This is a genomic window from [Actinomadura] parvosata subsp. kistnae (assembly GCF_900323885.1).
In the GTDB taxonomy this organism is placed as follows: domain Bacteria; phylum Actinomycetota; class Actinomycetes; order Streptosporangiales; family Streptosporangiaceae; genus Nonomuraea; species Nonomuraea composti.
In genome coordinates this window covers 16926-43161 of record NZ_OOHJ01000030.1, presented here as the reverse complement: position 1 = coordinate 43161, position 26236 = coordinate 16926, and the positions used below count along the sequence as shown (strand labels likewise).

Annotated in this window: 26 protein-coding genes; 12 read left to right on the top strand and 14 right to left on the bottom strand. The window is 68.2% G+C overall.

Annotated elements, in window-relative coordinates; all coding sequences use genetic code 11:
- Positions 1-55: 55 nt before the first annotated feature.
- The 5 genes from KIS93_RS55960 to KIS93_RS55940 form a co-directional block, all read right to left on the bottom strand.
- The gene (locus KIS93_RS55960; protein ID WP_080039264.1) at positions 56-325 is read right to left on the bottom strand and encodes a metal-sensitive transcriptional regulator; all 270 of its coding nucleotides are present in this window, start codon (positions 323-325) and stop codon (positions 56-58) included.
- A gap of 123 nt (positions 326-448) precedes the next feature.
- On the bottom strand, positions 449-1327 hold the full coding sequence (locus KIS93_RS55955; RefSeq protein WP_155127546.1) for a F510_1955 family glycosylhydrolase: 879 nt from the start codon (positions 1325-1327) through the stop codon (positions 449-451).
- Between the two features lie 42 nt (positions 1328-1369).
- Positions 1370-2320: a M56 family metallopeptidase gene (locus tag KIS93_RS55950; RefSeq protein ID WP_080039262.1), complete on the bottom strand. Its 951-nt coding sequence runs from the start codon at positions 2318-2320 to the stop codon at positions 1370-1372.
- Positions 2317-2691: a BlaI/MecI/CopY family transcriptional regulator gene (locus KIS93_RS55945; protein WP_080039261.1), complete on the bottom strand. Its 375-nt coding sequence runs from the start codon at positions 2689-2691 to the stop codon at positions 2317-2319. The genes KIS93_RS55950 and KIS93_RS55945 overlap by 4 nt, the downstream gene beginning before the upstream one ends.
- A gap of 76 nt (positions 2692-2767) precedes the next feature.
- A complete protein-coding gene (locus KIS93_RS55940) occupies positions 2768-3946 on the bottom strand; it encodes an NAD(P)/FAD-dependent oxidoreductase (protein WP_080039260.1) in 1179 nt (392 codons plus the stop codon).
- Here KIS93_RS55940 and KIS93_RS69395 point away from each other — a divergent pair.
- Together KIS93_RS69395 and KIS93_RS55930 are read left to right on the top strand one after the other, a co-directional pair.
- A complete protein-coding gene (locus KIS93_RS69395; protein ID WP_420895895.1) occupies positions 3921-4304 on the top strand; it encodes a heavy-metal-associated domain-containing protein in 384 nt (127 codons plus the stop codon). The genes KIS93_RS55940 and KIS93_RS69395 overlap by 26 nt on opposite strands.
- A 125-nt stretch (positions 4305-4429) precedes the next feature.
- Positions 4430-4822, top strand: a complete 393-nt coding sequence (locus KIS93_RS55930; RefSeq protein ID WP_080039259.1) for a DUF6153 family protein — start codon at positions 4430-4432, stop codon at positions 4820-4822.
- Positions 4823-4967: 145 nt separating this feature from the next.
- On the opposite strand, the gene KIS93_RS55925 is transcribed toward KIS93_RS55930, so the two are convergent.
- The 3 genes from KIS93_RS55925 to KIS93_RS55915 all read right to left on the bottom strand — a co-directional run bounded on the left by KIS93_RS55925 (position 4968) and on the right by KIS93_RS55915 (position 7745).
- A complete protein-coding gene (locus tag KIS93_RS55925) occupies positions 4968-6080 on the bottom strand; it encodes a hypothetical protein (protein WP_080039258.1) in 1113 nt (370 codons plus the stop codon).
- Between the two features lie 52 nt (positions 6081-6132).
- Positions 6133-6747 (bottom strand): TetR/AcrR family transcriptional regulator, encoded by a 615-nt coding sequence (locus tag KIS93_RS55920; RefSeq protein ID WP_186405042.1) that lies wholly within the window; start codon positions 6745-6747, stop codon positions 6133-6135.
- A gap of 77 nt (positions 6748-6824) precedes the next feature.
- Positions 6825-7745 (bottom strand): (2Fe-2S)-binding protein, encoded by a 921-nt coding sequence (locus KIS93_RS55915; protein WP_155127543.1) that lies wholly within the window; start codon positions 7743-7745, stop codon positions 6825-6827.
- Between the two features lie 110 nt (positions 7746-7855).
- Here KIS93_RS55915 and KIS93_RS55910 point away from each other — a divergent pair, with 110 nt between their 5' ends.
- The gene (locus KIS93_RS55910) at positions 7856-8974 is read left to right on the top strand and encodes a C40 family peptidase (protein ID WP_155127540.1); all 1119 of its coding nucleotides are present in this window, start codon (positions 7856-7858) and stop codon (positions 8972-8974) included.
- 84 nt (positions 8975-9058) lie between these two features.
- On the opposite strand, the gene KIS93_RS55905 is transcribed toward KIS93_RS55910, so the two are convergent.
- Positions 9059-9757: a hypothetical protein gene (locus tag KIS93_RS55905; protein WP_080039254.1), complete on the bottom strand. Its 699-nt coding sequence runs from the start codon at positions 9755-9757 to the stop codon at positions 9059-9061.
- Positions 9758-9836: 79 nt separating this feature from the next.
- A complete protein-coding gene (locus KIS93_RS55900) occupies positions 9837-11198 on the bottom strand; it encodes an IS256 family transposase (RefSeq protein WP_080039253.1) in 1362 nt (453 codons plus the stop codon).
- A gap of 241 nt (positions 11199-11439) precedes the next feature.
- On the opposite strand from KIS93_RS55900, the gene KIS93_RS55895 reads away from it, so the two are divergent.
- The 4 genes from KIS93_RS55895 (at position 11440) to KIS93_RS55880 (ending at position 16449) form a co-directional block, all read left to right on the top strand.
- Entirely contained in the window at positions 11440-12267 is an 828-nt protein-coding gene (locus KIS93_RS55895) for a hypothetical protein (protein WP_186405041.1), read from the top strand.
- Between the two features lie 178 nt (positions 12268-12445).
- On the top strand, positions 12446-13624 hold the full coding sequence (locus KIS93_RS55890) for a MalY/PatB family protein (RefSeq protein WP_230466221.1): 1179 nt from the start codon (positions 12446-12448) through the stop codon (positions 13622-13624).
- Positions 13625-13877: 253 nt separating this feature from the next.
- Positions 13878-14318, top strand: coding sequence for a DUF4396 domain-containing protein (locus tag KIS93_RS55885; RefSeq protein ID WP_155129696.1), 441 nt, complete (start codon positions 13878-13880; stop codon positions 14316-14318).
- 256 nt (positions 14319-14574) lie between these two features.
- Entirely contained in the window at positions 14575-16449 is a 1875-nt protein-coding gene (locus tag KIS93_RS55880) for a hypothetical protein (protein ID WP_155127534.1), read from the top strand.
- Between the two features lie 83 nt (positions 16450-16532).
- Here KIS93_RS55880 and KIS93_RS55875 read toward each other — a convergent pair whose 3' ends face one another.
- Positions 16533-17951, bottom strand: coding sequence for a zinc ribbon domain-containing protein (locus KIS93_RS55875; protein WP_080039250.1), 1419 nt, complete (start codon positions 17949-17951; stop codon positions 16533-16535).
- Positions 17952-18154: 203 nt separating this feature from the next.
- Here KIS93_RS55875 and KIS93_RS55870 point away from each other — a divergent pair, with 203 nt between their 5' ends.
- Positions 18155-20713, top strand: a complete 2559-nt coding sequence (locus KIS93_RS55870; RefSeq protein WP_186405040.1) for a tyrosinase family protein — start codon at positions 18155-18157, stop codon at positions 20711-20713.
- 45 nt (positions 20714-20758) lie between these two features.
- On the opposite strand, the gene KIS93_RS55865 is transcribed toward KIS93_RS55870, so the two are convergent.
- The gene (locus KIS93_RS55865; RefSeq protein WP_222108050.1) at positions 20759-21220 is read right to left on the bottom strand and encodes a helix-turn-helix domain-containing protein; all 462 of its coding nucleotides are present in this window, start codon (positions 21218-21220) and stop codon (positions 20759-20761) included.
- On the opposite strand from KIS93_RS55865, the gene KIS93_RS55860 reads away from it, so the two are divergent.
- The gene (locus KIS93_RS55860; RefSeq protein WP_222108049.1) at positions 21219-21983 is read left to right on the top strand and encodes a methyltransferase domain-containing protein; all 765 of its coding nucleotides are present in this window, start codon (positions 21219-21221) and stop codon (positions 21981-21983) included. The two genes, KIS93_RS55865 and KIS93_RS55860, sit on opposite strands and share 2 nt — an antisense overlap.
- Here the strand turns inward: KIS93_RS55860 and KIS93_RS55855 are convergent.
- Positions 21965-22648 (bottom strand): TetR/AcrR family transcriptional regulator, encoded by a 684-nt coding sequence (locus KIS93_RS55855; protein ID WP_080039246.1) that lies wholly within the window; start codon positions 22646-22648, stop codon positions 21965-21967. The two genes, KIS93_RS55860 and KIS93_RS55855, sit on opposite strands and share 19 nt — an antisense overlap.
- 39 nt (positions 22649-22687) lie before the next feature.
- Between KIS93_RS55855 and KIS93_RS55850 the strand changes: the two genes are divergently transcribed.
- A complete protein-coding gene (locus tag KIS93_RS55850; protein ID WP_230466219.1) occupies positions 22688-23689 on the top strand; it encodes a saccharopine dehydrogenase family protein in 1002 nt (333 codons plus the stop codon).
- Between the two features lie 21 nt (positions 23690-23710).
- On the opposite strand, the gene KIS93_RS55845 is transcribed toward KIS93_RS55850, so the two are convergent.
- On the bottom strand, positions 23711-24697 hold the full coding sequence (locus KIS93_RS55845; protein ID WP_155127531.1) for a helix-turn-helix transcriptional regulator: 987 nt from the start codon (positions 24695-24697) through the stop codon (positions 23711-23713).
- Between the two features lie 186 nt (positions 24698-24883).
- Here KIS93_RS55845 and KIS93_RS55840 point away from each other — a divergent pair, with 186 nt between their 5' ends.
- Positions 24884-25117, top strand: coding sequence for a heavy-metal-associated domain-containing protein (locus tag KIS93_RS55840; RefSeq protein ID WP_080039243.1), 234 nt, complete (start codon positions 24884-24886; stop codon positions 25115-25117).
- A 209-nt stretch (positions 25118-25326) separates the two neighbouring features.
- Positions 25327-25935, top strand: coding sequence for a TetR/AcrR family transcriptional regulator (locus KIS93_RS55835; RefSeq protein WP_230466218.1), 609 nt, complete (start codon positions 25327-25329; stop codon positions 25933-25935).
- The last annotated feature ends 301 nt before the right edge of the window (positions 25936-26236 follow it).

Sequence of the window (26236 nt, the reverse complement as noted above, 5' to 3'; positions counted from 1 at the left end):
CCCGGGGGTATCCGGCGATGACACGACGGTCCTGAACTTCCCTCCCGGCGCGGCGTCAGGCCAGCGCCAGGAAGAGCTTCTCCAGCTCCTGCTCGGTCATGGGCGGCTCGTCCCCGCGCTCACGCGCGGCCTGGCAGTGCCGCATCCCGGTGGCCACGATCTTGAATCCGGCCCGGTCAAGGGCGCGGGAGACGGCGGCGAGCTGGGTGAGCACGGCGGCGCACTCCTCACCGTCCTCGATCATCGAGATCACGCCGGCGAGCTGCCCGTGTGCCCGTCGCAACCGCGTCAACGCGTCGCCCACCAGGGCGGGGGTCATCTCCATGGCTCGACCATACCCCCCGGCGTATGATGACCTGACCACGGATGGCCGTGCACCCGTATGGACGACCTCCTGCCGGCGTCCTCCAGAACATGCACGACTTGCGCCGACGAGGCGACGGCAAGCTCAGCCGGCGGGCGAGAAAGCTGTGGCGAAGGTCGCGCCGCCGTCCTTGGACTGCAGCACCGTGCCGTCGTCCATGGCGGCCAGCAGATGCTGGCGGTTCACAGCGGTGAAGGCGGCCGCCTGACCGGGCAGCTTCCCGGCGGCCGACCAGGACTTCCCCGAGTCCTGACTGATGTGGATCTGGCCATCGGCTCCGGCGCCGACGAGCACCTCGCCTGGCAGTACGTCGATGTGGCTGAGAAGAGGAGCGTTCGTGAGGTCGTTGTAGTTCAGCCCGCCGTCCTCGCTGACCTTCAGTCCGTCCGGCGTCGTGGCGTAGAGGCGCGACGATTGCTCGGAGTCGGCTCCGAGGTCGATGATCTTTTCCTCGGTGCCCTGTGTCCAGGTGGCCCCGCCGTCGAGGCTGCGCCAGACCTTCGAGGTCTGGCTGTCGTAGGCGTACAGGTTGTCACCGGCGGGCTGGACGGAATGGAAGTCGGCAGAGCCGTCTTCCGAGATCGTCTTCCAGGTGAGCCCAGAGTCCGTCGACTTGATGAGACCAAGATGGGGCGGGCGTTCCGGGGCGACATCCTCGGCCGACGGATGCCCGCTGGCCAGGAATGTCTTCGACCCTCCGATGGTGAAGCCCATGTGGTCCTGGTCGCGGTCTGCGACCCGGCTAGCCGTGGAGGACGAGGTGATCTTGAAAAGTCCGTGGTGCCCTGCCACGTAGAGGGCTCCATCGGACGGGTCGATGCCGAGCCCGTGTACATGGCCTGTGCCCAAACTTGGATCGCCTGTTGCCCCCGGCTCCTGCGCCCCCTGGCCGCAGCCGGCCAGTGCCAAGGCCAGCGCGATTCCCGCAGCGCTCGCGCATAGTCGCTGTCCCGCACGCTTCATGGCGCGAGTCTACAGATAGCTACTATTGCTCTTCGTAGTAGATCAGAGGGAGAGAAGGGAGTGGCAGTGATGGGCGAGGAATGCGGCGACGCCCGGTGCCGCTGCCAGGGTGGCGGGGCCGGCTAGGAGCACGGTGACCGCGAGGCGGCCGGTGATGCGCTCGCGGCGGCCGAGCGGCGCCTGCGGGTGCAGCATCCGGCGGACGCGCGTCAGCGCGGTCTCGCCGCCCGCGCCCAGCGCGAACGCCGGCACGCTTCCTGTCGCGAGCCCGACCAGCGCGGTCGCGATGTGGATGCGCTGGTGGCGGCGTGCCGCGACGTCGTCGGCCAGCAATTCGACCAGGCGCGCGACCTCCACGCGGCCCTGTTCGAACAGGGGCACGCGAGGAAACGCCCGGGCCAGCGCCTCGGCCGCGGCGAGCACCAGGTGGTGGCGCCCCCGCAGATGCGCCTGTTCGTGGGCGAGCACGGCGGCGACCTGCTCGGGGGCGAGCGAGCGCAGCGCGCCGGTGGTGATGACCGCGTGCCCCTTCCTGCCGGGCAGGCAGTACACCAGGCGCTCGTCGTAGTCCACCACCAGCGCGTCCAGATCACCGTCGTGCCGGCCGAGAAGTGACAGCGCCTCGGCATGCCGGCGACGTTCCCGACGCGCACGGAGCAGGACCGCGGCCCCCATGTAGCCGACCCTGGCCACGATGAGCACGGCGACGGCGAGACTCGCGCGAGTACTGGTCGAGTTCAGAGCTGCCTCGTCACCGAGCAGGGCGGCGCAGGCCTCGAACAGGTCGGCCAGGCCGTGCCCCACCACGGAGGCGGGCACAGCGACGGCGAACGCCGCGAGTAGCGCCGAGGCGACCACCGAGGCTCCGGCCGCCTGCCACATGGCGATCCCCAGTCGAGGCGCGCGGTCGGCCCAGGAAGCCCGCTTGAGCACCTTCGGCAGCGCCAGCGCCGCGAGAAGGCCGTACAGGACCAGGACGATCGCCACGATCATGAGCTGCGTCCCCCGGGCGGGTACACCTGCAGCGCCGCCTCCAAGGCGCTGGCCTCCTCCGGGGTCAGTCGCTCGAGGAAGTGCACGAGCGTGGCCGCCCTGTTGCCGCTCGCGGCCAGGGACGCGCGCATCACGTCGGCGGTGTAAGCCTCCTTGGACGACACCGCCTCGTAGATGTAGGCGCGGCCGACCGGCTGCCGCTTGAGCAGGCCCTTGGTGTGCAGCTTGTCCATCACGGTCATGACCGTCGTGTAGGCGAGGGCGCGTTCCTGCTGTAGGTGCTCCAGGACATCCCTGACCGAGGCCGGACGCTTGATGGCCCACATGTGATCCATGATTGTGGACTCGAGCTCTCCTAGGCCACGCACCATGTGATCGTCCCTCCACCAGTGGTCTGCACAAAATGCTACCGGCGATCGTAGATGCGTGGCCAGGAGCGCCTGCTCTTCACGCCAGGGCGTCCAGATGATCACCGGCCGCGATGGCTCGCTTGATGCGGATCAGGTCCTTGGGGGCGTTCACCGCGACGGCGCCGACGAGCGTGCCGTCCTTGGCGAAGGCGACGGCGAAGCGTCCCTCGGCCGGGTCCCCGGTCACGACGCGGCTCTCGTCCGCCAGATGGGGCAGGCCGGCGATCTGGACGCGCGCGCCGTGCATGTGGGTGGCGAAGGCGGGCAGGTCGGCGAAGGGCTTGGCGTTCTCCGGGCCGGCCAGCAGGTTGAGTGCCGCGGCGGCGCCCTGGTCGTTGGCGTTCGACCAGTGCTCGACGCGGACGAGCGTGCCCCCGTACAGGCTGTGCGGCCAGCGTGCGACGTCGCCGGCGGCGACCACGTCCTGCGCGCCCGAGGCGAACAGGCGCTCGTCGCAGACCACCCCGTCGTTCATCGTCAGGCCGCTGCCGTCCAGCCAGTCGGTGTTCGGGACCACGCCGATGCCGGCGATGACCAGGTCGGCGGGCAGCGTGCGGCCGTCGCTCAACCGGACGCCCGTCACCCTGCCATTCCCCTCGAATCCGGTCACGCGGGTCTCGCTGACGAGTTCGACGCCGTTGTCCCGGTGGTGGCCGGCCAGCCAGCGCGCGGTCTCGGTGCCCAGGACGTTGTGCATCGGGTACGGGGACGCGTCCACGAGCGTGACGCCGAGCCCGAGGGCGCGGGCGGTCGAGGCGACCTCGCCCCCGATGAAGCCGCCGCCGATGACGACGACGTCGCTCGGCCCCGCGGCCAGCTCCGCGCGCAGCGCCAGGGAATCCTCGATGGTGCGCAGGGTGTAGACGCCCTCGGGGGCGTCGGGCAGCCGTCGCGGGCTCGCGCCGGTGGCGATGACCAGGCCGTCGTAGGGGATCTCCGATCCGTCGTCCAGGATGAGCCGCCGCGCTGAGGTGTCCAGCCGGACGGCGTGGCGGCCCTTGAGCCATCGGTCGCCGAGCTCCTCGGCGCCGGGAAGCGTGACCTCGTCGTCGCCTCTCAGCATGCTCTTGGACAGCGGGGGACGGTTGTAGGGCAGGTGCTTCTCGGCTCCCACGAGGGTGATCGTGCCGTCGAAACCTTCGCGCCGCAGGGCCTGGAACGCGCGCAGACCTGCCAGCGAGGCCCCGGCGATGACGATGGAGTTGAGCTTTCTCATGCGACAGACAATACCCCCATGGGGTATTAGGTTCGACGTGAGATACGTCTCAGATACCCGTAGGGGGTTAGGGTTGCAAGGCGGTCATTGTTGGCATATCGTCCAACTGCCTCATACCTATGAGGGGTATGGAACGAGGGGAGTCATGATGAGCAGTGCGACCTATACCGTGAGCGGGATGACCTGTGGCCACTGCGTGGGTTCGGTGAAGTCCGAGGTCGGCAAGATCGCCGGCGTGACGGACGTCGACGTCGACCTGGCCACCGGCAAGGTGACGGTGACGGCGGATGAGCCCATCGAGCAAGCTCGTGTGCGCGACGCCGTGGAGGAAGCCGGCTACGAGCTGGTCTACGCCTGACCGAAGCCGGACGAGGCGGCCTTCGCCGGGCTCCCGTTGAACGATTGAAGGCCGGGTGCCGTAGCCGCGTTAGTACACTGGCAAGTGTCATGACGTGCCGAAGATCTGCGAGGGCGGTGGGATCTATGTGGCAGCGTCGTGCGGTGCGCGCGCTGCGGGCCGTCCTGCTCGTGGCCCTCGCCCTGGGTGTCTGCGGCATGCACACGCTCGGGCACCTCGACGGCGGGCACGGCGGCTCCTCCCACGGCATGCAGGCCGCCCCGGCCGTCGTGTCCGTGGTTCCCGCGGGCATGGAGGCGCTGGCCCCCGACGGCACGATGCCCGGGTTCGACCCTACGGACGTCTGCCTGGCCGTGCTCATGACGTTCGTGATCCTGCTGCTGATCGCGACCTGGGCCAGAGTGGGACGGCGCGGCGATGACAACGGCGAGACACGCTCATCCCTGAGCTGGGTCGCCAGACCTCCGCCGAAGCTCACGTCCCGGCGCCTGGCGATTCTCTCGATGTTGCGCATATAGGCCGGCGGCCCGTGCGGAGCAGGCTTCCCGCCTGCCCGCGGACAGGTCCTGACCTTCACCACGATCGAGAGAACACACCGAAATGCGCATCAACCGCAAGACGTCCATGGCTGTAGCCGCAGGAGCACTCGGGCTGGACGCGCGTTTACCGCCAGCGGACGAACGCCACCATGATCCCCATGGCGCTGTCATAAGCGCTGGGCTCGTTGTACTGGGCGTGCACTCGGATCCTGTCCCCGGCGGAGAAGGCGAGGTTCGGCTCGCAGGTGGTGAAGTCCGAGACCGACCCCATGTACGCCATCAGCGGCGCGTTCGGATGGCCGTCCGAGGTGACCGTGTTCGCGGCGGTCGGGTGGCCGTCGGTCCCGGCCCCTGGCCCCGCGGGGCCCATCATGGAGTCAGGCGCGTATCCGGCCACCGACGTGCAGGAATAGCGGTTCCTGGTGACGTTCTGTAGGGACACGCTGATGCTGTGGTCGTGGGCGTGGCCGCCGACCGCGACCAGGGTGCCGCTGTGAGGCACCGTCGTGGTCCAGTGCGAGTCGGAGTAGCCGGCGGGGATGGAGCGCTCGGAGTCGCCGCACTGGTCGATGTCCAGCCAGACCGGGTCCACCCGCGTGGCGTTCGGAACCCAGCTGAACGTGTACTTGAACTCGACGGTGACCGGCTGCTCGGTCATGTTCATGAGGTCGTAGATGAGGCCCCACTTGTCGCCGGCCTTGACGTAGTAGCCGTTGTTGCCGGTGGCGTAGAGCCGGTTGAGCGTGCGTTCGTTGCCTGCCGCGAAGAATCGTTCGTTGCCGCCCTGTAGCAGGCCGAGCTGGTTGATGACGTCCCCGAGGCCGGGCGGGCAGGTGACGTCCCAGCGGCTGAAGTTGACGTTGACGGCGTGGTGCAGCATGCCGCCGGTGTCCATGTTGACGCCGCGGTCGGTCCCGGCGAAGACGAGGTCGGGCATGATCCCGGTGATGAAGCAGTTCTCGCACGGCTTGGCGATCTTCATGCTGCGGCAGCTCGTGATGAGCCCGATGAGGGGATTGCAGTTGCCGTCGAGGGCGATCTCGTTCTTGATCTCGCCGACCTCGTCACCCCTCATCGGCGGGATGGTGATGGGGCCCCAGCGCACCGTCGTGACGTTGTGCCCCGCCGGTGGATTCCAGGTCGGAGGATCGTAGGCGGCGGCGGACGCCCTGACAGGTGCGGACATCACCACCAGGACGAGCGTGACGGCCAGCATGACGAGGGTGCGGTTGCGCATGTGCGTCTCCCTTCTTCCAGCCGGAAGAATCTGCCTGCTCAGCGGTCGCTGCTCAGGCCGTAGGCGACGAAATCGGAGAGGAACTGCTTGATGCGCTGACGGGAGTACCGCTCAGGGTGCTCCAGCCAGAAGGCCGCGATGTGCTGGTGCAGGGCGAGGACGGCCTGCGCGAGGAGGTCGGGCGCCTCCTCGCGGATCGCCCTTCGGCCATAGCTGTTTCCAGGAGGGGGCGCAGGTCGTCGGCGTGCTGCCTGAAGGCCCACGTGGACAGCGGGCCGACGGTGGTCTCGATGTTCCCGGCGTTCCTGAAGTGCAGGAACCCCGGCCCGGTCTCGGTGACGAAATCCAGGTAGGCGTCCAGGGCGCGGTCGAGGCGCTCGGCGGCGGTGCCGTCGCCGGCGTAGGCCTCGCGCAGTCGCGCCCGCAACCTTTCGGTGTGCCGGACGACGAGCTGGACGAACAGGTCGGCTTTGTTGTCGAAATACAGGTAGAAGGTGCCGACCGACAGCCCCGCACGCCGGACGAGGTCGTCGATGCGCAGCGCCGGCCAGCCCTCCGTCGCGATGATCTGCCCGGCGGCGTCGAGCAACCGCCGCTGGACCTCGGGATTCTCCGTGCCCAGCCGCCGTCGTCCGCGCCGCTCAGGGCGCACAGGCTTGATCGACATGATGTGATGAAGGGTCGGTGAATCGGTTTTAATTCACCGACTGGAGTTGGTCAATGCCCTCTTGGACTTCTTGTCTGTTAGTGCGGGACGACGCCCTCGGCCAGCACCCGCCGGTAGTTCTTCACCCGGTCCTCGACGCTGTCCAGGCAGCAGCTGGAGCACTTCACCTTCTCGGCCGAGGTGTAGTAGAGGCAGCAGGTGTTGCGCAGGTAGAAGAGCCCTTCCCGGGTGTCCTCCTTGAGCCGGATGACCGTGCCGAGGCGTTCCAGGTTCCCGGGGGCGGCGGCCAGGAAGGTTTCGTAGGCACGTTCGAGCTGATCGACGTCGCCGCCTCGGCGGCTGGCGATGCAGAAGGCCGCCGCGCAGCCGTGGGCCACGCCGCCGTAGAGCTGCCGCAGACCGGCCCGCGTACGCACACGCATGGCCCGCGCCAGGGGCAGCAGGTGCTCGTCCAATATCCAGGAGACCAGGGTCTCCGCCGGTGCGTCGGTGACGGTGGGCTCGCGTAGCCCGACGGCTTCGAAACCGTGATGCGGAGAGAGCCGGATGGCGACGTTGCCAGGCCGCATGTCGATCACCTTGCCATCGAGAGCCCAGGCGAGGATGGCTGACGCGGTCACGGTGCCCGCGTAGACCGCCATCACGGTCAACGCGGTCGCGTGGTCGGAGACCTGGCCGCTGGCTCGCCGCTCGGCGTCGAGCACCTGGCCGAGCTCGTCGGACCACGGATCCAGCAACCGGTCACAGCCGATCCAGTCCTCACCCGGCGCGAGCCCCCGCTGGAGCCGGAAGCGCTCGCCGAAGGATTCCAGGCGTGCGAAGACGTCTGTCACTCTGATTTCCATCCTTGGTGTCATGTGGTCTGGGCCGAAGAACGTGACCGCCGTCGCGATGAACATCCTCAGTTGCCGAAGCGCGGAACCTTCGGAGCGTAAAGAGGTCGATACCACATCGCCGTGGCAGGCGATCGTCAGCTCCGAGGACACCTCCGCCTTCACCGATGCCCAAATAGTCACTATATTGCGTAGTAGACAGGACTGAGTCGACGGCCGGTGGAGGCACATTATTTCGGCTGTACGCACGATCGTCTGTGACTCGCATCCACACGATGAATCGTAGTAGCTTTTCGGCGATCTTCTTGCTGTTCGCGGTGATCGTCGTCGTCCTGACCACGGGAGTGGTGGCTCTCGCCAACTTGAAACCCGTCTCCGAGGTCACCAGGCCGGCCGAGCGCTCGTCCGCCATGAGCGGGCGCCTGCCCACCACCAGGCCGTCGGCCGAACCGGTCGCACCGCTGAAACGACGCCTTGAAGCACACCTTCTTGTGCTCAGCGACCGCACGTTGTCCGAGAAAGTGATGGCGAGTGTGCTGGGACAGGCGGGCGTGTCTGCGGTGGAGCCTGTGGACGCGGCCCGCCTGCCGATCGCGGGGCGGCACGTGTCCACAGTGGGTGTGGATCCGTCGTCGTTCCGTTCCTACACACCCAGCCCCACGGCGCGGTCAGATCCGTTGTGGCGGAGCATCGCCGCTGGCGACGCCGTGGTCTCCTTCGGGTTGGGGACTGACGGCGGGCCGGCGTTGGGCAGTTCGGTGAGCGTGGGGAACCAGAAGCTGCGAGTCGGGTCCGTGGCCACCATGGGACTGGGGGTCATCGATGCCGTCGTGTCCCGAGACACGGCTCGACGCCTCGGTCTCCCCGAGAGGAACGCGCTTCTGGTGAGCGCCCCGCGTACGGACACGGCCAAGCTCAAGGCCGAGTTGTCGCGTAAGCTGCCGCAGGAGATCCAGGTCGTCGTGCTCAAGCCCGTGTTCAAGCCCCTCCAGCCAGGCAAGCCTGCGGATTCGCTATCCAGCGACCGGATCCGTACGGTCTTGACCGCGGCTGCGAGCAAGCTCGGCGCTCCCTATGTCTGGGGTGCCGAGGGGCCGAACGCCTTCGACTGCTCCGGACTCATCCAATGGGCCTTCGGACGCGCCGGGATCCGCCTGCCCCGGGTGACGCACCAGCAGTTCGCCAGCGGCCCGCAGGTGCCCTTCTCCGAGATGCGGCCGGGTGACCTCATCTTCTGGCGGCTGGACCCGACGAAGCCCGGCTACATCTCACACGCGGCCATCTACTGGGGAGACGGCAAGATGATCCAGGCTCCCCGGACGGGGGACGTCGTCAAGATCGTGCCCGTGCACACGCGAAATCTCGCGGGAGTCGTCAGAGTGGTCTCCGCATGACTGGCAAGCGTTATCCCGGTACCGTCTGGACTATCGGACCAAGCGCCCGAGCTGAGCCCGCACCGGCCGATGGGAGTTCGACGATCAAGGTCGGGGGAGTAGCTTCCGGACACGCTCGTGCATCTCCCGCGTGGACCGATCGGGCTTCCACTCGTTGGGCGCCCTGAGCCACTCCAAGGTCGTGTGCTCGATGTCCTTCACGTCCGCAGACATCGCACGAAGCTTGTTCACGAGCTCCCGAGGCTCCGTAACGGTCATGAAGTGAACGTCAAGCAACAGGTCGATCGGTTGCCCGATGATCGCCACCCACAGAGCGAAGCGTTCATGTGGAGACATGATGTCCCGGCGGATCGGACCCGGCAGGCGGGCCATGACCCACTTGTACGTCTTGAAAGCCCGTCCGCGTACTGGATAGTTCGAATAGAGGCGGACAATTCGTCCCGTGAGCAGGTTGAATTGCTCAAGGGCATCCTCGATCACCCGATGATCGGGCTCGGGCAGGAGGACCTGCCCCGCAAGTTCGGTGATCGCCTTCGACAGCCGACGAGCTGCGTCGGCGTACTGCAACGCGACGGTGCGGCGGTGCTCCTCATCGCGGGCTCGGCGGTCTGCTCGCGCCATGAGCCGGGAAGCGTACCAAGCGGCAGCGAGGGCGCCGAGAACGCCGAAAGCCGCTCCGCCGAAGTCTCCCCAGATGACGTCCTGCCACCAGCTCCAATCGTCTGGTGGGACCTGAACGTTGACGACGGGGGCGGGCGGCGTCACGATGACCGTCTGTGTCACCGTGGCAGGGGGAGTCGGCTGCGGTCGCGTCCTCGGAGCGGTGTAAATAGCTCGACGAGGTAGGTGCCGTGAGTGGATCTTAAGCGGCCTCGGTGATGGGTGCCAAGGACGGGTCGTCGGCCGGGTGGAGCTGTGTGGGCGGATACAGCAGGGCTCGACGGAGGTCTTGCAGGGTGCGCAGGCCGGTGCTGGTCATGGTGAAGCCGCGCCAGCCACGGGCGGCTCGGTCGAGGACGGCCCAGACCGGCGAGACGCAGCTGGTCTCGGCGGGGAAGCGGCCGATGACCTTGGCCCGGCGGCGGGTCTCACCGAAGGTGCGTTCGATGAAGTTGGAGTGCCGCACGCGCTTGTGATGCTCGATCGGGAAGCGCAGGTAGGTGGTCAGGCTCTGCCGGTCGGTGAGCAGGCATTTGACCGCCGCCGGGTAGCGGCCGGCCCAGGTTTCGGCGAAGGCGTCGATGCGTCGCTGCACCCAGTCCACGAGCTGCTGGCCGACCTCGGCCTCGTCACCCAGGTCGCTGAGGTCGAAGATGTGCCAGTAGGCGGCCTTCACCTCGGCCTGGTCGCCGGCGCTGATCTTGGCCAGCACATTTCTGGCGCGATGTACCAGGCACCGCTGGCGCAGCGAGGAGGCGAAGACCTGCTCGGCGGCGCTGATCAGGCCGGGCGCGCCGTCGGAGACGATCAGCAGCGGCGGGCGCAGACCACGGCCGGCCAGGTCGGTCAGGAAATCATGCCAGGCGTCGGTGGATTCCGAGCCGGCGGCGGCCAGGCCGACGAAGACGGGCTTGCCGGCCGTGGTGATGCCCCAGGCCGCCAGGATCGGCTCGGCCCGGCTGCCGTCGTGCATCTTGAAATGGCTGGCGTCCAGGAACAGGTAGTCCAGCTCCACCGCGGTGAGGTCGCGGCGGCACCAGATGTCGTACTCGGCGATGATGGCCTGGCAGATGGTCGAGACCGTGGACTTGGACAGGGCGGTCTTGGGGCCGAGCGCGTCGGCCAGCGCGCCTTCGACGTCACGCACGGACAGGCCGCGCACGAAGGAGGCGATCACGAGGGTCTCCAGCGCGTGGGTGCGGGTGACACCGGCGCCGAACAGGCGGGAGGCGAACTTCTCGGTGGTGCCCCGCAGCTTGGGGCGGGCGATGGTGATCGGCCCGCTGGTGGTCTTGACGGTGGTCGGGCAGTGCCCGTTGCGGTAGCCGGGCCGCACCGGGGCCTCCGCGTCGCCGGCGGTTGCGGTGGCAGTGGCGGTGGCGGCGCGCTGGTAGCGGGCGCGGCCAAGGAAGGCGTCCACTTCGGCTTCGACGGCGGTCTGGATGATCAAGCGGGCGCCGAGACGGGCGACGTCCTCGATGACCTTGACCAGGTCACGACCTTCGGTGAACAGGGCGTCGATCTCGGCGCGGATGGCCTGGACGGGCGGTAGTGTGCGTGGCACGAGCGTAGGTCCTTGCGTGGTGCGAACTTTGGTCGGTTCAGCACGGCAACCTACGCTCGTTCACTTTTACACCGCATCTCGGACGCGACCGTCGGCTGCGGTTCGAAAGACTGAAGCACGTGGCCGATTCTTATAGATATCAGCGTATTAGGTATGGAACGTTACCGATCCGTGAGTAGCTCCCGTTATGTCGCATACTAAAAAGTCGACTGACGGTATGCGTATCTGGGATCGTTGCCCCATGGGCACAGATTTCGAGCCATACACGCTCCACCTTGAGGGCGTCAGTATCGAGGCATACATCCTCGACAAGGTCAAGCTCAAGTTCCGACCGCCCTACATCGAGACCGCCGCGCGCCCGGAGGCCTTCGAGATGTGGTGGAAGTGGCTCACTTACGTCTTCGACCTGCCCGACCCCGCCAGAGCGCCACGCCTGACGCTGCCGCTGTCCAAGGACAACAAGGATCTGGTTGAGCGGTACATGCTCTCGATCGACGATCTGCTGGAGAGCTCGCTTCTCAACGTGGAACAGCGGTTCGCATACAACGTGACCGCCGACGGGGTTGAAGAGAACCTCCAGCGTGAATTTCTCAGCAGAGAGGTCAGCCGGGGTGTTGCGGTTACTTTCCGCCAGTTCTACGCGCCGAAGGAAGAGGCGAGCTTCGAGCGTGTTTACAAGGCGCTCTGCAAGCGCCTCAAGGGCGAGCCGCCGCACGTACGAGAAGCCGGCATGCGAGTGCTGACGCCGTGGCATCAGGCGCACAACAAGCTTCGCGGCCACTCTCTCAAGCAGCTGGTTCGTAAGAAGATGGTCGAAGACGGTGTCATGGGGGGCCCTTACGTGGCGTTCGGCTACGAACGTCCCCCGGAGGTTCTCATCTCGTACTACCAGTACGGCGACCTCATCCACTGGGGTGAGAAGAGGGAGCCGCTGGCGAAGGTCGCCGCCGAGGATCCGGTACTCGAGGGGATGTACCGCATCACCTTCATGGAGGCCATGTTCGTTTTCGCGCACATCTACATGGGATTCGCCAAGGTGATCGAGGCCCTCCGCGGGCCAGCCTCCTAGATGACCGAGCGCATGCCGCTGCTTCACTCCTGACGTGTCCTGCTTTCAGAGTCTGTACCGTCTCCATACCTAGGAGGGGTATATTCTTCTCTGTCCACTTTTATACCTAACCCCGGTATGGTTCGCGCACCTGGTGGCGCGGGCTTTGATCGAGGCCATCTCAGGAAGGAAGGTCATCTTGGCTGCGGACCAGCACGACGTCCTCACCGCCTGCAGCACCGAGGAGCTCCGCGACCGGCGCAGCGTCAAGTGGCGCGAGTTCCCCGCGGACGTCCTGCCCCTGCGCATCGCGGAAATGGACACCCCGCTCGCCGAACCCGTCGCCGCGGCCCTGACCGCCGCCATCAGCCGCGGCGACACCGGATACGCGCTCGCCGGCCGGCTCCCCGAGGCCTTCGCCGGCTTCGCCGCACGACACTACGGCTGGCACCCCGACCCCGCCGCCGCCCGGCTGGTCCCGGATGTCATGTCCGGCATCGTGGAGATCCTCCGGATCGTCACCGCGCCCGGCGACGGCGTCGTCGTCAACACCCCTGGATACCCGCCCTTCTTCTACTGGATCGAACGCATCGGCCGCCGGATCGTCCCCAGCCCGCTCGCCCACGGGCCCGACGGGCACCGGCTCGACCTTGACCGGCTGGAGCGCGACTTCGCCGCGGGCGCGCGGGCGTACCTGCTGTGCAACCCGCACAACCCCACCGGCCTGGTCCTCACCCGCGAGGAGCTGACGCAGGTCGCCGAGCTGGCCGGCCGCTACGGCGTGCGGGTCGTCACGGACGAGATCCTCGCGCCCCTCACCCATCCCGGCGTCCGGCACGTCCCGTTCCCGTCCCTGGACCACGAGGCCGCGGCCCGCTCGGTCGCCCTCGTCTCGGCCTCCAAGGCGTGGAACATCGCCGGGCTCAAAGCCGCCCTCGCCGTGCCCGGGCCCGCCGCCCGTACCGACGTGGCGCAGATCCACGAGGAGGTCAGCGAGGGGGCCGGCCTGTTCGGGGTGCTCGCCTCCGAGGCCGCCTTCACCGACGGCGGCCCCTGGCTTGAGCGGCTGCTCACCGGCCTCGACGGCAACCGCCGCCTCCTGGCCGTCCTGCTCGCCGAGCACCTGCCCGCCATCGGCTACCACCCGCCTCAGGCGGGATACGTGGCCTGGCTCGACTGCCGCGCGCTCGGCTGGGACGACGACCCCGTCGAGGTGTTCCTGCGTCACGGCAGGGTCGGGCTGTCCTCCGGTACGCGGTTCGGGCCGCCCGGGCACGGGTTCGTCCGTCTCAACTTCGCCACTGCTCCGGAACGTCTCGCCGAGGCCGTCCACCGCATGACCGCCGCAGGTCAGAGACAGGGCCGGCAACACGGCTGAGCATCCGCTGGATGTCCGATGCCGCATAGGAGACGAGAACGATGGAGGTTCGTCCGGCATTGCCACCATACGGACCGGGGGTATAGGTTTGGCCGGGCCAAAATGTGGCTGATCGACCTAGAAGGTACCAATGTCTGAATCGATGCACCACGGTAGGCATGAGATGCACGACCACAGCTCTCACGCTTCCACTACCAATCCGCATAGGAGTCACTCCCAGCATCAAGCCGAGGAGCACGGCCACCACGGGCCGATGAAGGCGACATGGGGAGTGGCCGCCTCGGCGACCTTGCACTGCCTTACGGGCTGTGCCATCGGCGAGGTGCTCGGCATGGTGATCGCCACCGCCCTGGGTTGGCACAACCTCCCCAGCATCGTGCTAGCCGTCGCGCTGGCGTTCGTCTTCGGCTACGCGCTCACCCTTCGCGGCCTGTTCCGGGCGGGTTTGAAGTGGCGCCAGGCGCTGCGGCTCGCGCTGGCCGCCGACACCCTGTCGATCCTCGTCATGGAGATCGTCGACAACGGTGTCATGCTGATCGTCCCCGGCGCCATGGACGCCGGCCTCGCCTCCTTGCTCTTCTGGGGAGCCCTAGCGTTCTCGCTGCTCGTGGCCTTCCTCGTCACCACGCCCATCAACAAATGGATCATCGGGCGGGGCAAGGGTCACGCGGTCATTCACGCCTACCACCACTGACGGGTGCCGCTATGGCGGTCCGCTTGGCGCGGGTTGTCAACACCTATAGAAGATCGTAATTAGCCCTGAGAGGCTTCTTGCCTCGGGCCACTCTAAGTCGTATAGGCAGAGGTTACGTCCACATTCGGGCACTCCTCTTCCTCCTATGCATGTTAGGACGTACTGTCCGATCCATGTACGGCCACCGCCTGTGTCCCCAGTGGAAGAGACGAAGAGGTCCAACATGCGAAGAGGCTTATTCGTAATCCCCGGTGTCGTGTTCCTGACCTTAGCCATGAGTGGCGTCGGGATCGCGGACCCTCAACCACCCACCCCCGCGCCCAGCCTGAAGTCCGAGGTCAGAGATCCCGAGATCGCCGGCCATGACGATCAGCACGGCGCCAACGACGGGCACCTTCCCGCCACGCAGAAGAACGTGCAGCTCGTGGCCAAGCTCGACATGAGCGGTGCCACCGGTGAAGATCGCGCCGGTCACATCGCGGACGTCGCGGTCTTCGGAAACTACGCCTACCTTGCGGCGCGCAGGTTGAACACCACCCCCTGCGGGCCTGGTGGCTTCTACACGGTGGATGTCTCCAAGCCGGACGCGCCGAAGGAGCTCTCCTTCACCGCCTTCCCCAATGGGTCGTATCCCGGGGAGGGCATGCAGGTCATTAGGGTGAAGACGGCGAGCTTCAAGGGTGACATCCTGGTCACCAACAACGAGATCTGCTCGGACGCCCCAGAAGCCGTCGGCGGCATGTCGATCTACAACGTGACCGATCCCAGGAACATCATCCCGCTGGCGATCGGCAAGGGCGACTTCAATGACGGCACCCAGCCGGTGGCGAACGACGAGCACAGCGTCTTCGCCTGGCAGGCAGGCGAGCGCGTCTTCGCCATGATGTCCGACGACCTGGAACAGTCGGTCGGCGACGTGGACATCATGGAGATCACCGACCCGGCCAACCCCGTGCTGATCGCTGAGACCAGCATCGCTGACTGGCCCGCCGCCGAGGTCGGTGCGAACGGCCAGACCGTCTTCCTGCACGACATGGTGGTCAAGCGCATCCGTGGGCACTGGATCGGCCTGCTGTCCTACTGGGACGCCGGCTGGGTGATCCTCAACCTCGACGACCCGGCCAACCCGGTCTTCGTCACGGACTCCCGCTACCCCGACCCCGAGAAGCTGCTCGGCTTCACCCCGCCCGAAGGCAACGGCCACCAGGCGGAATGGACCAACGACAACCGGTTCATCGTGGGGACGGACGAGGACTTCTCCCCGGTCAGAACAGCTTTCCAGGTCACTGACGGGCCCAACGCCGGAACCTACGGCGCGGGCGAGTTCGACTGGACGGTGCCGATCAGCACGCTGCCCGGCCAGACCTTCCAGGGCGCCAAGACCGTATGGGGCGGCAGCGGGTGCGTGGAGGACACCGACGGGAACGGCGTGAGCGACCGCGCGGAGGTGCCTGCGAAGGCCGCCAGCGGCGCGGACACGGTGGTCTTCCTCCGCGGTGTCTGTTTCTTCTCGAACAAGGTGGAGTCCGGGCAACTCGCCGGATACGACAAGGTGATCATCGTGCAGAGCCATGTGGCCACCAGCAACGGGCGCTTCGCCGACGGGTTCTTCTGCGGCGCCCAGGGGCACGACTTCACCATCACCGCCTCCGCGATCTGCATCGGTCATCGGGCGGGCCACCTGCTGTTCGGCGACACCCCCGAGTACACCTCTCCCAGCGCGGCGGACATGCCCGCCCTCGGTACCCTCGGCGCCGGTGTCAGGGCGACGACGACGTTCGACGGCTGGGGGACCGTGCACCTCCTCGACGCGAGGACGCTGAGGGAGATCGACAACTATGCGATCAAGGAAGGTCTTGATCCGGCCTTCGCCAGTGGCTTCGGCGCTCTGAGCGTGCACGAGGTTGCCACTGACCCGGAGCGCAGCGATCTGGCGTACCTGTCCTACTACGCCGGCGGCATTCGGGTGATCAAGGTCAGCAGCAGGGGCATCAGAGAGGCCGGGAGGTACATCGGCACCGACGGCAATGACTTCTGGGGCGTCGAGGCCAAGCAGATCAAGAACAAGACGTACATCTTCGGTAGCGACCGCGACAGCGGGCTCTGGATCTTCCGCTACACAGGAGGCTGAGGGGCGAGGGCCGCAGCCATTGATGCCGCGGCCCACCCTGAGTGGCAACGGCGCTGGGCTCTGCAACGCCGGAGTGGATGAGATCAGATACTCGCCGGGCGTCCGCAGTAGGCACAGAACCTGTGACCCTGCTCCATCTGCATGCCACAGGCGGTGCAATATCTCGTGGAGGCCCGGACCTGTGGGTCCAGAGGTGGAGAAGGCGTCCCGGGGCGCCTGACATTCACGGTCGAACTCGCCGTGTCATCCGACGTCGCCCCCGGTCTGGGCTCCTCAGACCTTGGTGAGCGACGGACCCACAGGAGTAGTGCGCTGCCCAGCACGGCAGCGATGAGCGCCACCCCTACGATGATCAGCCACAACGACATGGTTCCTTCCGTTTCCGGTGCAATCGTCCCCTTGTCCTCTGGGCCGTCTCTCTTGGCCAACGCAGTCCTGAGGTGTTCGGCAGCCATGACATGGCCCGGTGAGAGGGCCAGGACGCGTTGGAACCCTGGCACCGCCTGGCTGTAGTAGTGCGTGTGGAATCGCGTCAGCGCGGCTTCGAAGGCCGCGTCCACACCACCTCTGCGAGGGGTGATGTTCGCCTTCCGCAGCGCGGCGGCGATCTCACGAACGCCGATCATCTTCGCGTCCTTACCGCCTCCGGCGAGCAGGCCGATGACGTGTCCGTCCTTGTCGCCGATCACCGGTCCGCCGCGGAGCCCCTGGTCGATGAGCGCGCCCAGTTTGGACGGCTCGTCGACCTTCTTCTGCGGATCGGCGAAGCCACGGCCCGCCTCCGCGGCGGCGCCAGGCTGGCCGAGATGGGCAATATCGACGTGATCGCCAGTGTCTGCGGCCGGGCGGCCCAGGAAGCCCGCGATGTTCACGGCGGCGCCCGCCTGAGCGGGAACTTCGGTGGCGAGTGGAGCTGTGGGGAGCTCTCCGACTCCGGCTAGACCGGAGGCCATGAGAATCGCTGGACTCCCGGGCGTAGCGGCCTGCACGATGCTGGCGCTGAACCCCTGAGTGTCCGGCGGCAAGGTGTTGCGGAACACTCTGACGGTGGTGCTGATGTCGAGGTCGCAGGCCGTGGAGGGGCTCTCCCCCGAGTAACACTGCTGGAGTTGCCGGTTGCGCTGACCGTTCGTCACCGAATGGAGGCTGAAGTCGTCAGGGATGTCCAATCCGTACTGTTCGGCGAACAACTTGTTGACCGCGTAGACGGCTGGGTTCCGCTCGCTCTTGACGACTTCGCCGAGCGTCACGATGGCACCGTCGGGATTGATCATCACGCCGCTACCCGTTCCGAGGGGGACGTCGAAGCTACGCTCGACGCGCACGGCGTCGTCAGATGGGTCAGACAGGATGATCTTGACCTGCGAGGTCGCCTCGACGCGGAACAAGGCGGGTGTGACCAGATCACTGATCCCGCTCGGATGATCGTGTGCCAAGGCCTGGGGTGGAAGAGGCAGGGCCAGCGCGGCAACGACGAGGGCGAGCAAGGCAAGACCGCGCATGGCCGTTCCTCCTAAGACGGATAGTACAAGAGTGGTGGCTGGCTTCCTGGAGTCAAGCCGAAAAGGGACGCAGACTGCCACCCTGGCCGCGGTGTCTGAGGCAGCACTAGGGATTTCCCGGTGTCGCTCCCTGGTCCGGCGTGCGTAGCGTCGATGTGTCAACCGTGTCCAGGCCCCATGGGGGGACGATCATGGGCAGACCGATGCGGCGTAATGTCGCACATCTCAGCCAGGCCGAGCGCGACGCCTTCGTCGCCGCGGTACGGAAGGCGGACCTCCTGTCGTACGCCGACGGCGTGTCGTACTGGGACAAGCAAGACCAGATCCATCAGGGCACCCACAACCACAACGGGCCATCGTTCATCCCCTGGCACCGCGAGCTGTGCAACCGCTTCGAACGCCTCCTGCAACAGGTGGACCCGGGCGTGGCGCTGCACTACTGGGACTGGACGCAGGACCCGCGCGCCGCCGACGACGGCAACGGCGGCACGGTGGACCTGACGACCGACAACTTCTTCGGCACCGCCGGCGGTCTGCTGCAGGGCGTCCTGGCGGCGCTGCACAACGGTGATCAAGTGCAGGGCAGCCGCGACGACACGGGCAACCCCGCCGACCCGCCCCCGGCCATCAAGCGGTTCTGCGATCCCGGCGCGCCGGGGGTGGACTCCGACGCCATGATCCTCGCCAGCGGTGACGCGCTGCCGCAGGCACAGCAGTGGCCGGCCTTCCGCACCGCGCTGGAGAGCTCACACAACACCGCGCACGGGTTCTTCGGGCCGGGGAGCAACATTTTCGACCCGCACAAGTCCTTTGAGGACCCCTTCGTCTTCCTGCTGCACTCCAACGTGGACCGGCTGTTCGCGATGTGGCAAACCCAGCCGGGCCGCGAGTGGCGGCTGGACCAGGCGCAGGTGTACGGAAGCGAGACGAACTCCAGCGGCCCACGCGGCATCCTGCACAACCTGCAGCCGTGGGACGGCACGGTCGAGTTCGGCTCGCCGATCCCACCGTGGACCAGCGGCTCCACCGACATCGAGATCAAGAACTGCCGCCACCCGTCCGTGGTGACCCCGCCGTGCTACGACTCGCTGCCGGTGAGCGTCACGCAGATCGCGCCCACCGCCGGGCTGCCGCTGCGGTTCCTGGACGTCGCCGAGGGCGAGCAGACCGCCCGCGCGCTGCGCCTGCGGATCCGCGGCTGCCGCCAAGTCACCTGCCAGGCCGCGGTGAAGGGCGATCCGGCCTTCACCGTGCTGCAGTCGTCGGTGGTGACGCCCGACCCGCAGGCGTACGAGTCGCATGACGTCTTCGTCTGGGTGCTATTCCAGCCGGGCCTGGCGGGCTCGTCGGCGTCCGGCACGCTGGAGGTCAATGTCACCGAGACCGGCGACGCCTTCAGCATCCCGATCGAGGCCAACGTGATCGCCAAGCCCACGGTCGCCTCGTCGATGGTGCTCGACCGGTCCGGCAGCATGGACGCGCCGTCCGGCGTGGCCGGGCTCAAACGCATCGAGGTGCTGCGCAACTCCGCGCCGCTGTTCGTGCACCTGCTCGGCGACGATGACGCCGTCGGGGTGATCCAGTTCGATACCGATGCCGCCGAGGCGATGCCCGTCGAGGTGGCGGGCGGCACGATCGGCGGCGCGGGACGGACGGGCGCGCTGGCCGCCATCGCCGCCCACGTGACCAACCCCAACGGCCTCACCTCCATCGGTGACGGCCTGGAGCTGGCCGCCGCGCAGCTCGGAAAGGTCTCCGGGTTCAGCTCGCAGGCGACGGTGGTGTTCACCGACGGGTTCGAGACGGCCGCGAAGTTCGTCGCCGACGTCGCACCGCTGATCACCTCCCGGGTGTTCGCCGTCGGGCTCGGCACGGCCGAGCAGCTCAACCCCGTCGCGCTCGGCGAGCTGGTCAACAGCTCCGGCGGGTACCTGCTCCTCACCGGCCAGGCCGGCGCCGACGACCAGATCCGGCTGCAGAAGTACTACGCCCAGATCATCGCAGGCATGACGAACTCCGCGATCATCGTCGACCCGGACGGATTCGTCCCCATCGGCGGGACGGCCGTGGAGCCGTACCCGCTGACCGAGGCCGACAGCCGCAGCGACGTGATCGTGCTCACCCCCTACGCCCGGGCGCTCAAGGTCGCCCTCGAAGCGCCCGACCGCACCCGCATCGACGACACCAACGGTGCCGAGCTGGCCGCCACCTCCCACCACCAGGTACTCCGGCTGGCCCTGCCCGCGCCGGTGATGCCGGGGCCGGTCGGCGGGGAGTGGAAGGCCCACCTGTCCATCGATCCGGACGAACTGAAGCGGATCATCAGCGAGCTGGAGGAACGCGGCAACCGCGAGGAGATCAACCGGATCAGGACGCACGGCCTGCCCTACACCCTGGCGGTGCAGGCCCGCTCGGCGATCCGGATGGACGTCGTCGTCCGGCAGTCCTCCCGCCTGCCCGGCGGCGACGCGCAGATCCGGGTGTCGCTCGCGGAGGCCGGGATCCCGCTCGCGCACACCGTCTCGGTCCACGCCGAGATCAGCGGGCCCGCCGCGAAGCCGTACGTGCTGCCGCTGCCCGAAGTGGCGGACGGCGAGTTCGGCGAGAAACTGCCCACTCCGGTGGCCGGCCTCTACCGGGTGCATCTGCGCGCAGCCGGCACGTCGCTGCGCGGCGAGCCCTTCACCCGGGAAGAGCTCCGCACGATCCCCGTATGGAATCGCGTCGACGACCGGATCATAGTGGGAGACGGGCACGCGTAAGATCACGGACCTGGCCCGCACGGCGCGTGCCGGCCAGGTCCGTGATCACTGCCCGACCGGCACCGCAGACGGGGCGGCGGCCTGTTCGACGCGTTCAGTGAGCATCGCCTGGAAGTGCCGGCAACTGGAGAAGTCCTCGTGATCGCAGGTCAGCGCGCAATCGAGGAGATCGAGCTGGGCCTGGGCGGCGGCGATGCGCCGTACCAGGTCCTCGCGGTGGCGATGAAGGAGCTCCCGGCGGGCGGCCGGATCGGTGGTGGTGAGCATCTGGCGGAGATCCTCCAGGCCGATGCCGGCTTCCCTGGCGCGCAGGATCACCGCGATCCGGTAGAGGTCGTCGCGGCCGTAGCGGCGGCGGTCGCCCTCAGCGCGGGCCGGGGCCAGCAGCCCCATCGCCTCCCAATGGCGGAGCACGTGCGGCGCGAGCCCGAACCGGGCGGCGACGTCGCCGATGGCCATCACCGGATTTGACTTCATGTCGACATTAAGTCGCATGGTGGCGTACATGTCCAACGACACGGAACTCATCAAGCTGCTCGACCTCGCCGACGCCATCCCGGCCGCCGCCATGCTGCGCGCCCGATCGTACGACCTGCTCAGGCTCCAGCCCGGGGACGCTGCCGTCGACGTGGGCTGCGGCGCGGGCCGGGCGGTTGCCGAGCTGAACGACAGGAAGGTCACGGCGGTCGGCATGGACGTCAGCGAAGAGATGATCACGGTTGCCCAGCGGCGCTGGCCCGATGCCGACTTCCGCGCCGGCGACGCCTACCGGCTTCCCCTGGGCGACCACGAGGTGGCCGGGTACCGGGCGGACAAGGTCTTCCACGAACTCGGCGACCCGGCCCGGGCCTTGACCGAGGCCGCCCGCGTGCTGGCCCCCGGAGGCCGGATCGTGCTCATCGGGCAGGACTGGGACACCTTTGTCATCGACTCCGACCAGCCCGGCCTCACCCGGACCATCGTGCAGGCCCGCGCCGACCTGACCGCCAGCCCGCGCGCCGCCCGCGGCTACCGCAACCTGCTGCTGGACGCCGGATTCCGCGAGGTGGAGGTGGAGGTGCACGTCGGGGTCTTCACCGGCAAGACGATGCTCGGCATGCTGACCGGCATCGCGCAGGCTGTGCACGCGGCCGGGATCATCACCCGGGAGCAGCATGACGCCTGGACGGGCGAGCAGGTGCGACGAGCAGAACAGGATCGGCTGTTCCTCGCGCTGCCGCTGTTCCTCGCCTCCGCCACCCGGACGGATGGTCATTCCTCAAGCGTCTGATCGGGGCGGGGCAGGGTGGTGAGCAGGCCGACGAGGGCGTCGAAGGCCCAGCCGCGCCAGCGCGCCCGGCTCCAGCCGCGGTTGTGGACCAGCAGGTTGTACGTCTCGGGGGACAGGATCGTCAGCGTGACGTCGGCCGCGAGCTCGCTGGTGAGCCCGTCGCGCAGGGGCGTCTTGCGGGCCAGCGCTTCGGTGAAGGCGCGTTGCACGGTGAGGCGTTGCCGGACGTTGGCGGCCCAGACCTCGGCGAGGTCGGGGTCGGTGGTGGCGGCGCTGCGCACGACGTCGAGGAGGGGCGCGGCCCGTGAGTAGATCTCGCCCGCGCCGGCCACCTGGCGGCGGAGCTGCCCGAGCGGGTCGGGGTCGGCGATCGCCTCCCGCGCCCAGGGGCGTTCGAGGGTGGGCACCGGCTCGTCGTCGCCCGCGACGGCCCGATCGAGGGCCGCGGTCAGGATGGCCCTTTTGGTGCCGAAGGCGTAGTAGACGGTCTGCTCGCCGACGCGTGCCTCGGCCGCGATGGCGTTGATGCTCGTGCTCGCGTAGCCGCTCGTGGTGAACAGCTCGGTGGCGGCCGCGATGATGCGGGCGCGGGTCGATCTGGCCCGTGCCGCCCTCCCGTCCTCCTTCTCGGGGGTACGGCCGCTGGCGTGTCGTGGTGCGCTCACGGCTTGACTATAGCGGCACTACGAAAACATTCTTGTAGTGTGACTACGAAAAGCGTGGGGAGCGGTGGCGTCGTCCTGATCCTCGGCGGATACGGCGCGGTCGGCCGCGAGGCCGCGCTGGCCCTGTCAGCACGTCCCGGCACGCGGGTGATCGTCGCCGGTCGCCATCCCGGCCGGGCCCGGCCCGTCCCCGGCGCAAGGCCGGTACGCGTGGACGCCGCCGACCCCGCCGACCTGGCCAGAGCGCTGGAAGGCGTCACGACGGTGCTCATGTGCGCCGAGACCGGCAACGCCTCCGTCGCCCGCGCCTGCCTGGAGCGCGGCATCGGCTACGTCGACGTGTCGGCCTCCCGCGACGTGCTGGCCTCGATCGAGGAGCTGGACGACCTCGCCACCGCACGCGGCACGACCGCCGCCCTGAGCGTCGGGCTCGTCCCCGGCGTCACCAACCTGCTGGCCCGCCTGGTCGACGAGCGGTCACCGGGCCGCGACCTGCGCATCGGCGTGCTGCTCGGCTCGGGGGAGCAGCACGGCTCCGCGGCCATCGCCTGGACGCTCGACGGGCTCGGCGTGCTCGACGGATCGTGGACGATGGCCTTCCCCGAGCCGTACGGAACCCGTACCGTGCACCGCTTCCCCTTCTCCGACCAGTACACGCTGCCCCGCACGATCGCCGTGCCGTCCGCCCGCACGGGCCTGTGCCTCGACTCCCGCCTGTTCACCACGCTGCTGGCCGCCGCCCGGCGGCCCACGATCGCGGGGCTGCTGCGCCGTCCCCGGACACGCGGGCTGCTGCTCACGGCGCTGACGAAGATCCACTTCGGCGGTGACGGCTTCGCCGTGACGGTTAGTGCGGGGGCGGCTCAGGCGTCCTTCAGCGGGCACTCCCAGAGCCGCGCGACCGGCCGCGCGGCCGCGCTGATCGTTCGCCACCTGCCGGGACTGCCGGCCGGCGTGCGCCACATCGAGCAGCTGGTGGACCCGATCGCCTTCCTGACCGAGCTGGCCGCCGACGGGTTCGCCCTCGACGTCGATGACTGAATCGCGCGGCAGGCTCGCCGGTCAGCCGGGGTCGAGCCAGCCGAGTCGTGCCGCCCGCACGCCTGCCTGGAACCGGCTGCTCGCGCCCAGTACCGCCGTCAGCTCGCCGACCAGCCGGGTGATGGTGCGCGTCGAGACGCCCATGCTGCGCGCGATGGCGGAGTCCTTCGCCCCCGCTGCGAGCATGCGCAGCACGGCGAGCTGCTGCTCGGTGAGCGACACGCCATCGGTCGACCGTGGGACGTCCTCGGGCTCGGAGGCCGTCGTCCAGCAGTAGTCGTAGATCGCCGCCAGCGACTTCACCACGCCTCCGCCGCGAATCAGCACGGTGCCCGCCTGCAGCGACTCCGGATCGGCCTGGACGACGGCGGTGTGACGGTCGTAGATGAGCATGCGCGTAGGGATCACAGGCGTGACCCGCACCTCGATGCCGCACCTGCGCCATTCACCCATGAACTCACGAATCAGCGGGTTCGACATGGCGATCTGCGCGTGCAGAGCACGCAACCGTACGCCGTTGCGGGCGGTGGTCTCGCTGCGGGCCAGGCCGGCCTCCAGCGATTCGCGGGTCCACGGCGCGATCGGATGCATGCCGAGCACTTCGTGTTCAGCCTGTTCGGCCAGCTCGTCAATGCGCTCGGACAGGTGCTCGCGGCGGTCGGGCCAGGGGAAGAACTCCACATGCGCGTGGCTGTCCGCCGGTCCGGACAGGCCGAGATAGTGCTTCGCCAGCGAAGCCGTCTTGACGTGCTGCTCGATCAGGCTGTCGAGCAGCCGGTGGCTGCTCTGCAGGCTCCGGTTGAGCGCGGTGGCGACGTCGGCAGCGGTCTGCGTCTCAGGATTCAGCAGCTGGAGCCGGACGAGCTGGGAGCGAGCCCGGTCGATGTCCGCCGCCGCCAGGCGCAGCTCCTCGGCGGCCTCGGGCAACGACTCTCCTCGGTCCCGCATGCGGGCGTACAAGGAACGCGCCACGCTGTCATCCGCAGCAAGCGGCCCCTCGTCCACCACCGAACTTCCTCCCTAGCGCCGGCTCAACGCTGAACAGTGGCACATTCGGCCCTTTTGTGGCAAAGGTTCCGGTTTTCGCCATGTCGTGTTTCGGAAGCGTCTGATACCTCCACGCCGGTACTTCCGTGCAGCACGATCTGTTCTGACGCGGCGCAGTACTCGCCGTGAAGCAGAAGGAGGGATCCAATGATCACTGTTGCCTACAGCCTCGTCGCTTATCGCATCGCCGGCCTGTCCCCGGAGACCTGCGGCCACTGTCTGGCCGCCATCAAGTCGGAGCTCATCCAGGTGCCGGGAGTCGTCGGTGTGGAGGTCGATCCGGCTGAGGGGCGGGTCAGCGTCCTGACTGATGGCCCTGTCGGCGAGGAACAGGTCCGCGCGGCGGTGGAAGCCGCCGGTTGCGCCGTCGCGGACTCCTGAGAGTTCGGGCACCGGGGTCCGCCGGCAGCGTTCTGGTGGACCCCACTTCAGCCGCCCGACTCTGACGCAGATCAGGGCTACGGCGACGACACGCGTGCAGGGTGCTGTGCAACACAAGGATCGGTGCGGCCTCGCCGTGCTGGTGGCGCGGTGCTGGGTTGTCCGGTCATGCTGTCGGCCACGGAGGGTGGGCGTCGTAGGGTGGTCGCATGGTGAAGGCCGCCTCACGACAGTCCGTGCCCGTCCGGCGGGCCGACGCCGAGCGCAATATCGCGGCCATCCTCGCCGCGGGTACGCGACTGCTGAGCTCCGACCCGGCCGCCAGTGTCGCGGCCATCGCCAAGGCCGCCGGGGTGGGACGAGTGACCCTGTACGGGCACTTCCCGTCGCGTGAGGCGCTGGTGGAGGCGGTGCTGAACCACGTGATCGGCGCCGCGGACCCGGCGCTGGAGGACCCGGCGCTGGAGACCGCGCCGGCGCCGGAGGCCATGGCGGCTCTGCTGCGGTCGTCATGGGAGATTCTCGACCAGCACCGCCGGCTTTTCGTGGCCGCCGACCGGACGATGGCCACCGAGCGGATCAGGCGGCACCACGACCGGCCTCTGCGCCGGGTGGAACGGCTCATCGAGCGTGGGCGGCGGGGCGGTGACTTCCGCACCGACCTGCCGCTTCCCTGGCTGGTGACGACGTTCTTCTCGCTCGTGCACAGCGCCGCTCAGGAGCGCGAGGAGGGCCGGCTGGCTCCCGAGGACGTGGAGCGCGTCCTGATCACCAGCATGCTGTCGCTTCTGACGGACGGCGTATCTGCTTTCTCCTGATCATAGGTGATGCCCTACCCGGGTATCGATCAGTGAAGTCGCCGGCGGCGTGGACACCCACACTGCGGCGGTCGTCGACCTCGCCGGACGCGTGCTGGGGACCGTGCACTTCCCCGCCACAGCGGCCGGATGCGCCGCCCTGCTGGCGTGGATGCGCAGCTTCGGGCAGTTGGACAGGGGCGAGGTCGTGGATAGCGGCGTCTACGGTGCCGCCCTGACCTGCCTGCTGAAGGCCGAGCACATCGACGCCATCGAGATACCCAATCGGACCGCAGGGCCCGCCGCTTTCTGGGCAAGTCTG

Excerpts from the sequence above, each read along its gene's own strand:
- KIS93_RS55875 (WP_080039250.1), bottom strand. The coding sequence starts at position 17,951 with ATGCGCGGTCTTGCCTTGCTCGCCCTCGTCGTTGCCGCGCTGGCCCTG.
- KIS93_RS55930 (WP_080039259.1), top strand. The coding sequence starts at position 4,430 with ATGTGGCAGCGTCGTGCGGTGCGCGCGCTGCGGGCCGTCCTGCTCGTG.
- KIS93_RS55950 (WP_080039262.1), bottom strand. The coding sequence starts at position 2,320 with ATGATCGTGGCGATCGTCCTGGTCCTGTACGGCCTTCTCGCGGCGCTG.
- KIS93_RS55920 (WP_186405042.1), bottom strand. The coding sequence starts at position 6,747 with ATGTCGATCAAGCCTGTGCGCCCTGAGCGGCGCGGACGACGGCGGCTG.
- KIS93_RS55955 (WP_155127546.1), bottom strand. The coding sequence starts at position 1,327 with ATGAAGCGTGCGGGACAGCGACTATGCGCGAGCGCTGCGGGAATCGCG.
- KIS93_RS55945 (WP_080039261.1), bottom strand. The coding sequence starts at position 2,691 with ATGGTGCGTGGCCTAGGAGAGCTCGAGTCCACAATCATGGATCACATG.
- KIS93_RS55925 (WP_080039258.1), bottom strand. The coding sequence starts at position 6,080 with ATGCGCAACCGCACCCTCGTCATGCTGGCCGTCACGCTCGTCCTGGTG.
- KIS93_RS55960 (WP_080039264.1), bottom strand. The coding sequence starts at position 325 with ATGGAGATGACCCCCGCCCTGGTGGGCGACGCGTTGACGCGGTTGCGA.
- KIS93_RS55840 (WP_080039243.1), top strand. The coding sequence starts at position 24,884 with ATGATCACTGTTGCCTACAGCCTCGTCGCTTATCGCATCGCCGGCCTG.
- KIS93_RS55865 (WP_222108050.1), bottom strand. The coding sequence starts at position 21,220 with ATGTACGCCACCATGCGACTTAATGTCGACATGAAGTCAAATCCGGTG.
- KIS93_RS55860 (WP_222108049.1), top strand. The coding sequence starts at position 21,219 with ATGTCCAACGACACGGAACTCATCAAGCTGCTCGACCTCGCCGACGCC.
- KIS93_RS55895 (WP_186405041.1), top strand. The coding sequence starts at position 11,440 with ATGGGCACAGATTTCGAGCCATACACGCTCCACCTTGAGGGCGTCAGT.
- KIS93_RS55910 (WP_155127540.1), top strand. The coding sequence starts at position 7,856 with ATGAATCGTAGTAGCTTTTCGGCGATCTTCTTGCTGTTCGCGGTGATC.
- KIS93_RS55870 (WP_186405040.1), top strand. The coding sequence starts at position 18,155 with ATGCGGCGTAATGTCGCACATCTCAGCCAGGCCGAGCGCGACGCCTTC.
- KIS93_RS55835 (WP_230466218.1), top strand. The coding sequence starts at position 25,327 with ATGGTGAAGGCCGCCTCACGACAGTCCGTGCCCGTCCGGCGGGCCGAC.
- KIS93_RS55940 (WP_080039260.1), bottom strand. The coding sequence starts at position 3,946 with ATGAGAAAGCTCAACTCCATCGTCATCGCCGGGGCCTCGCTGGCAGGT.
- KIS93_RS69395 (WP_420895895.1), top strand. The coding sequence starts at position 3,921 with ATGACGATGGAGTTGAGCTTTCTCATGCGACAGACAATACCCCCATGG.
- KIS93_RS55885 (WP_155129696.1), top strand. The coding sequence starts at position 13,878 with ATGAAGGCGACATGGGGAGTGGCCGCCTCGGCGACCTTGCACTGCCTT.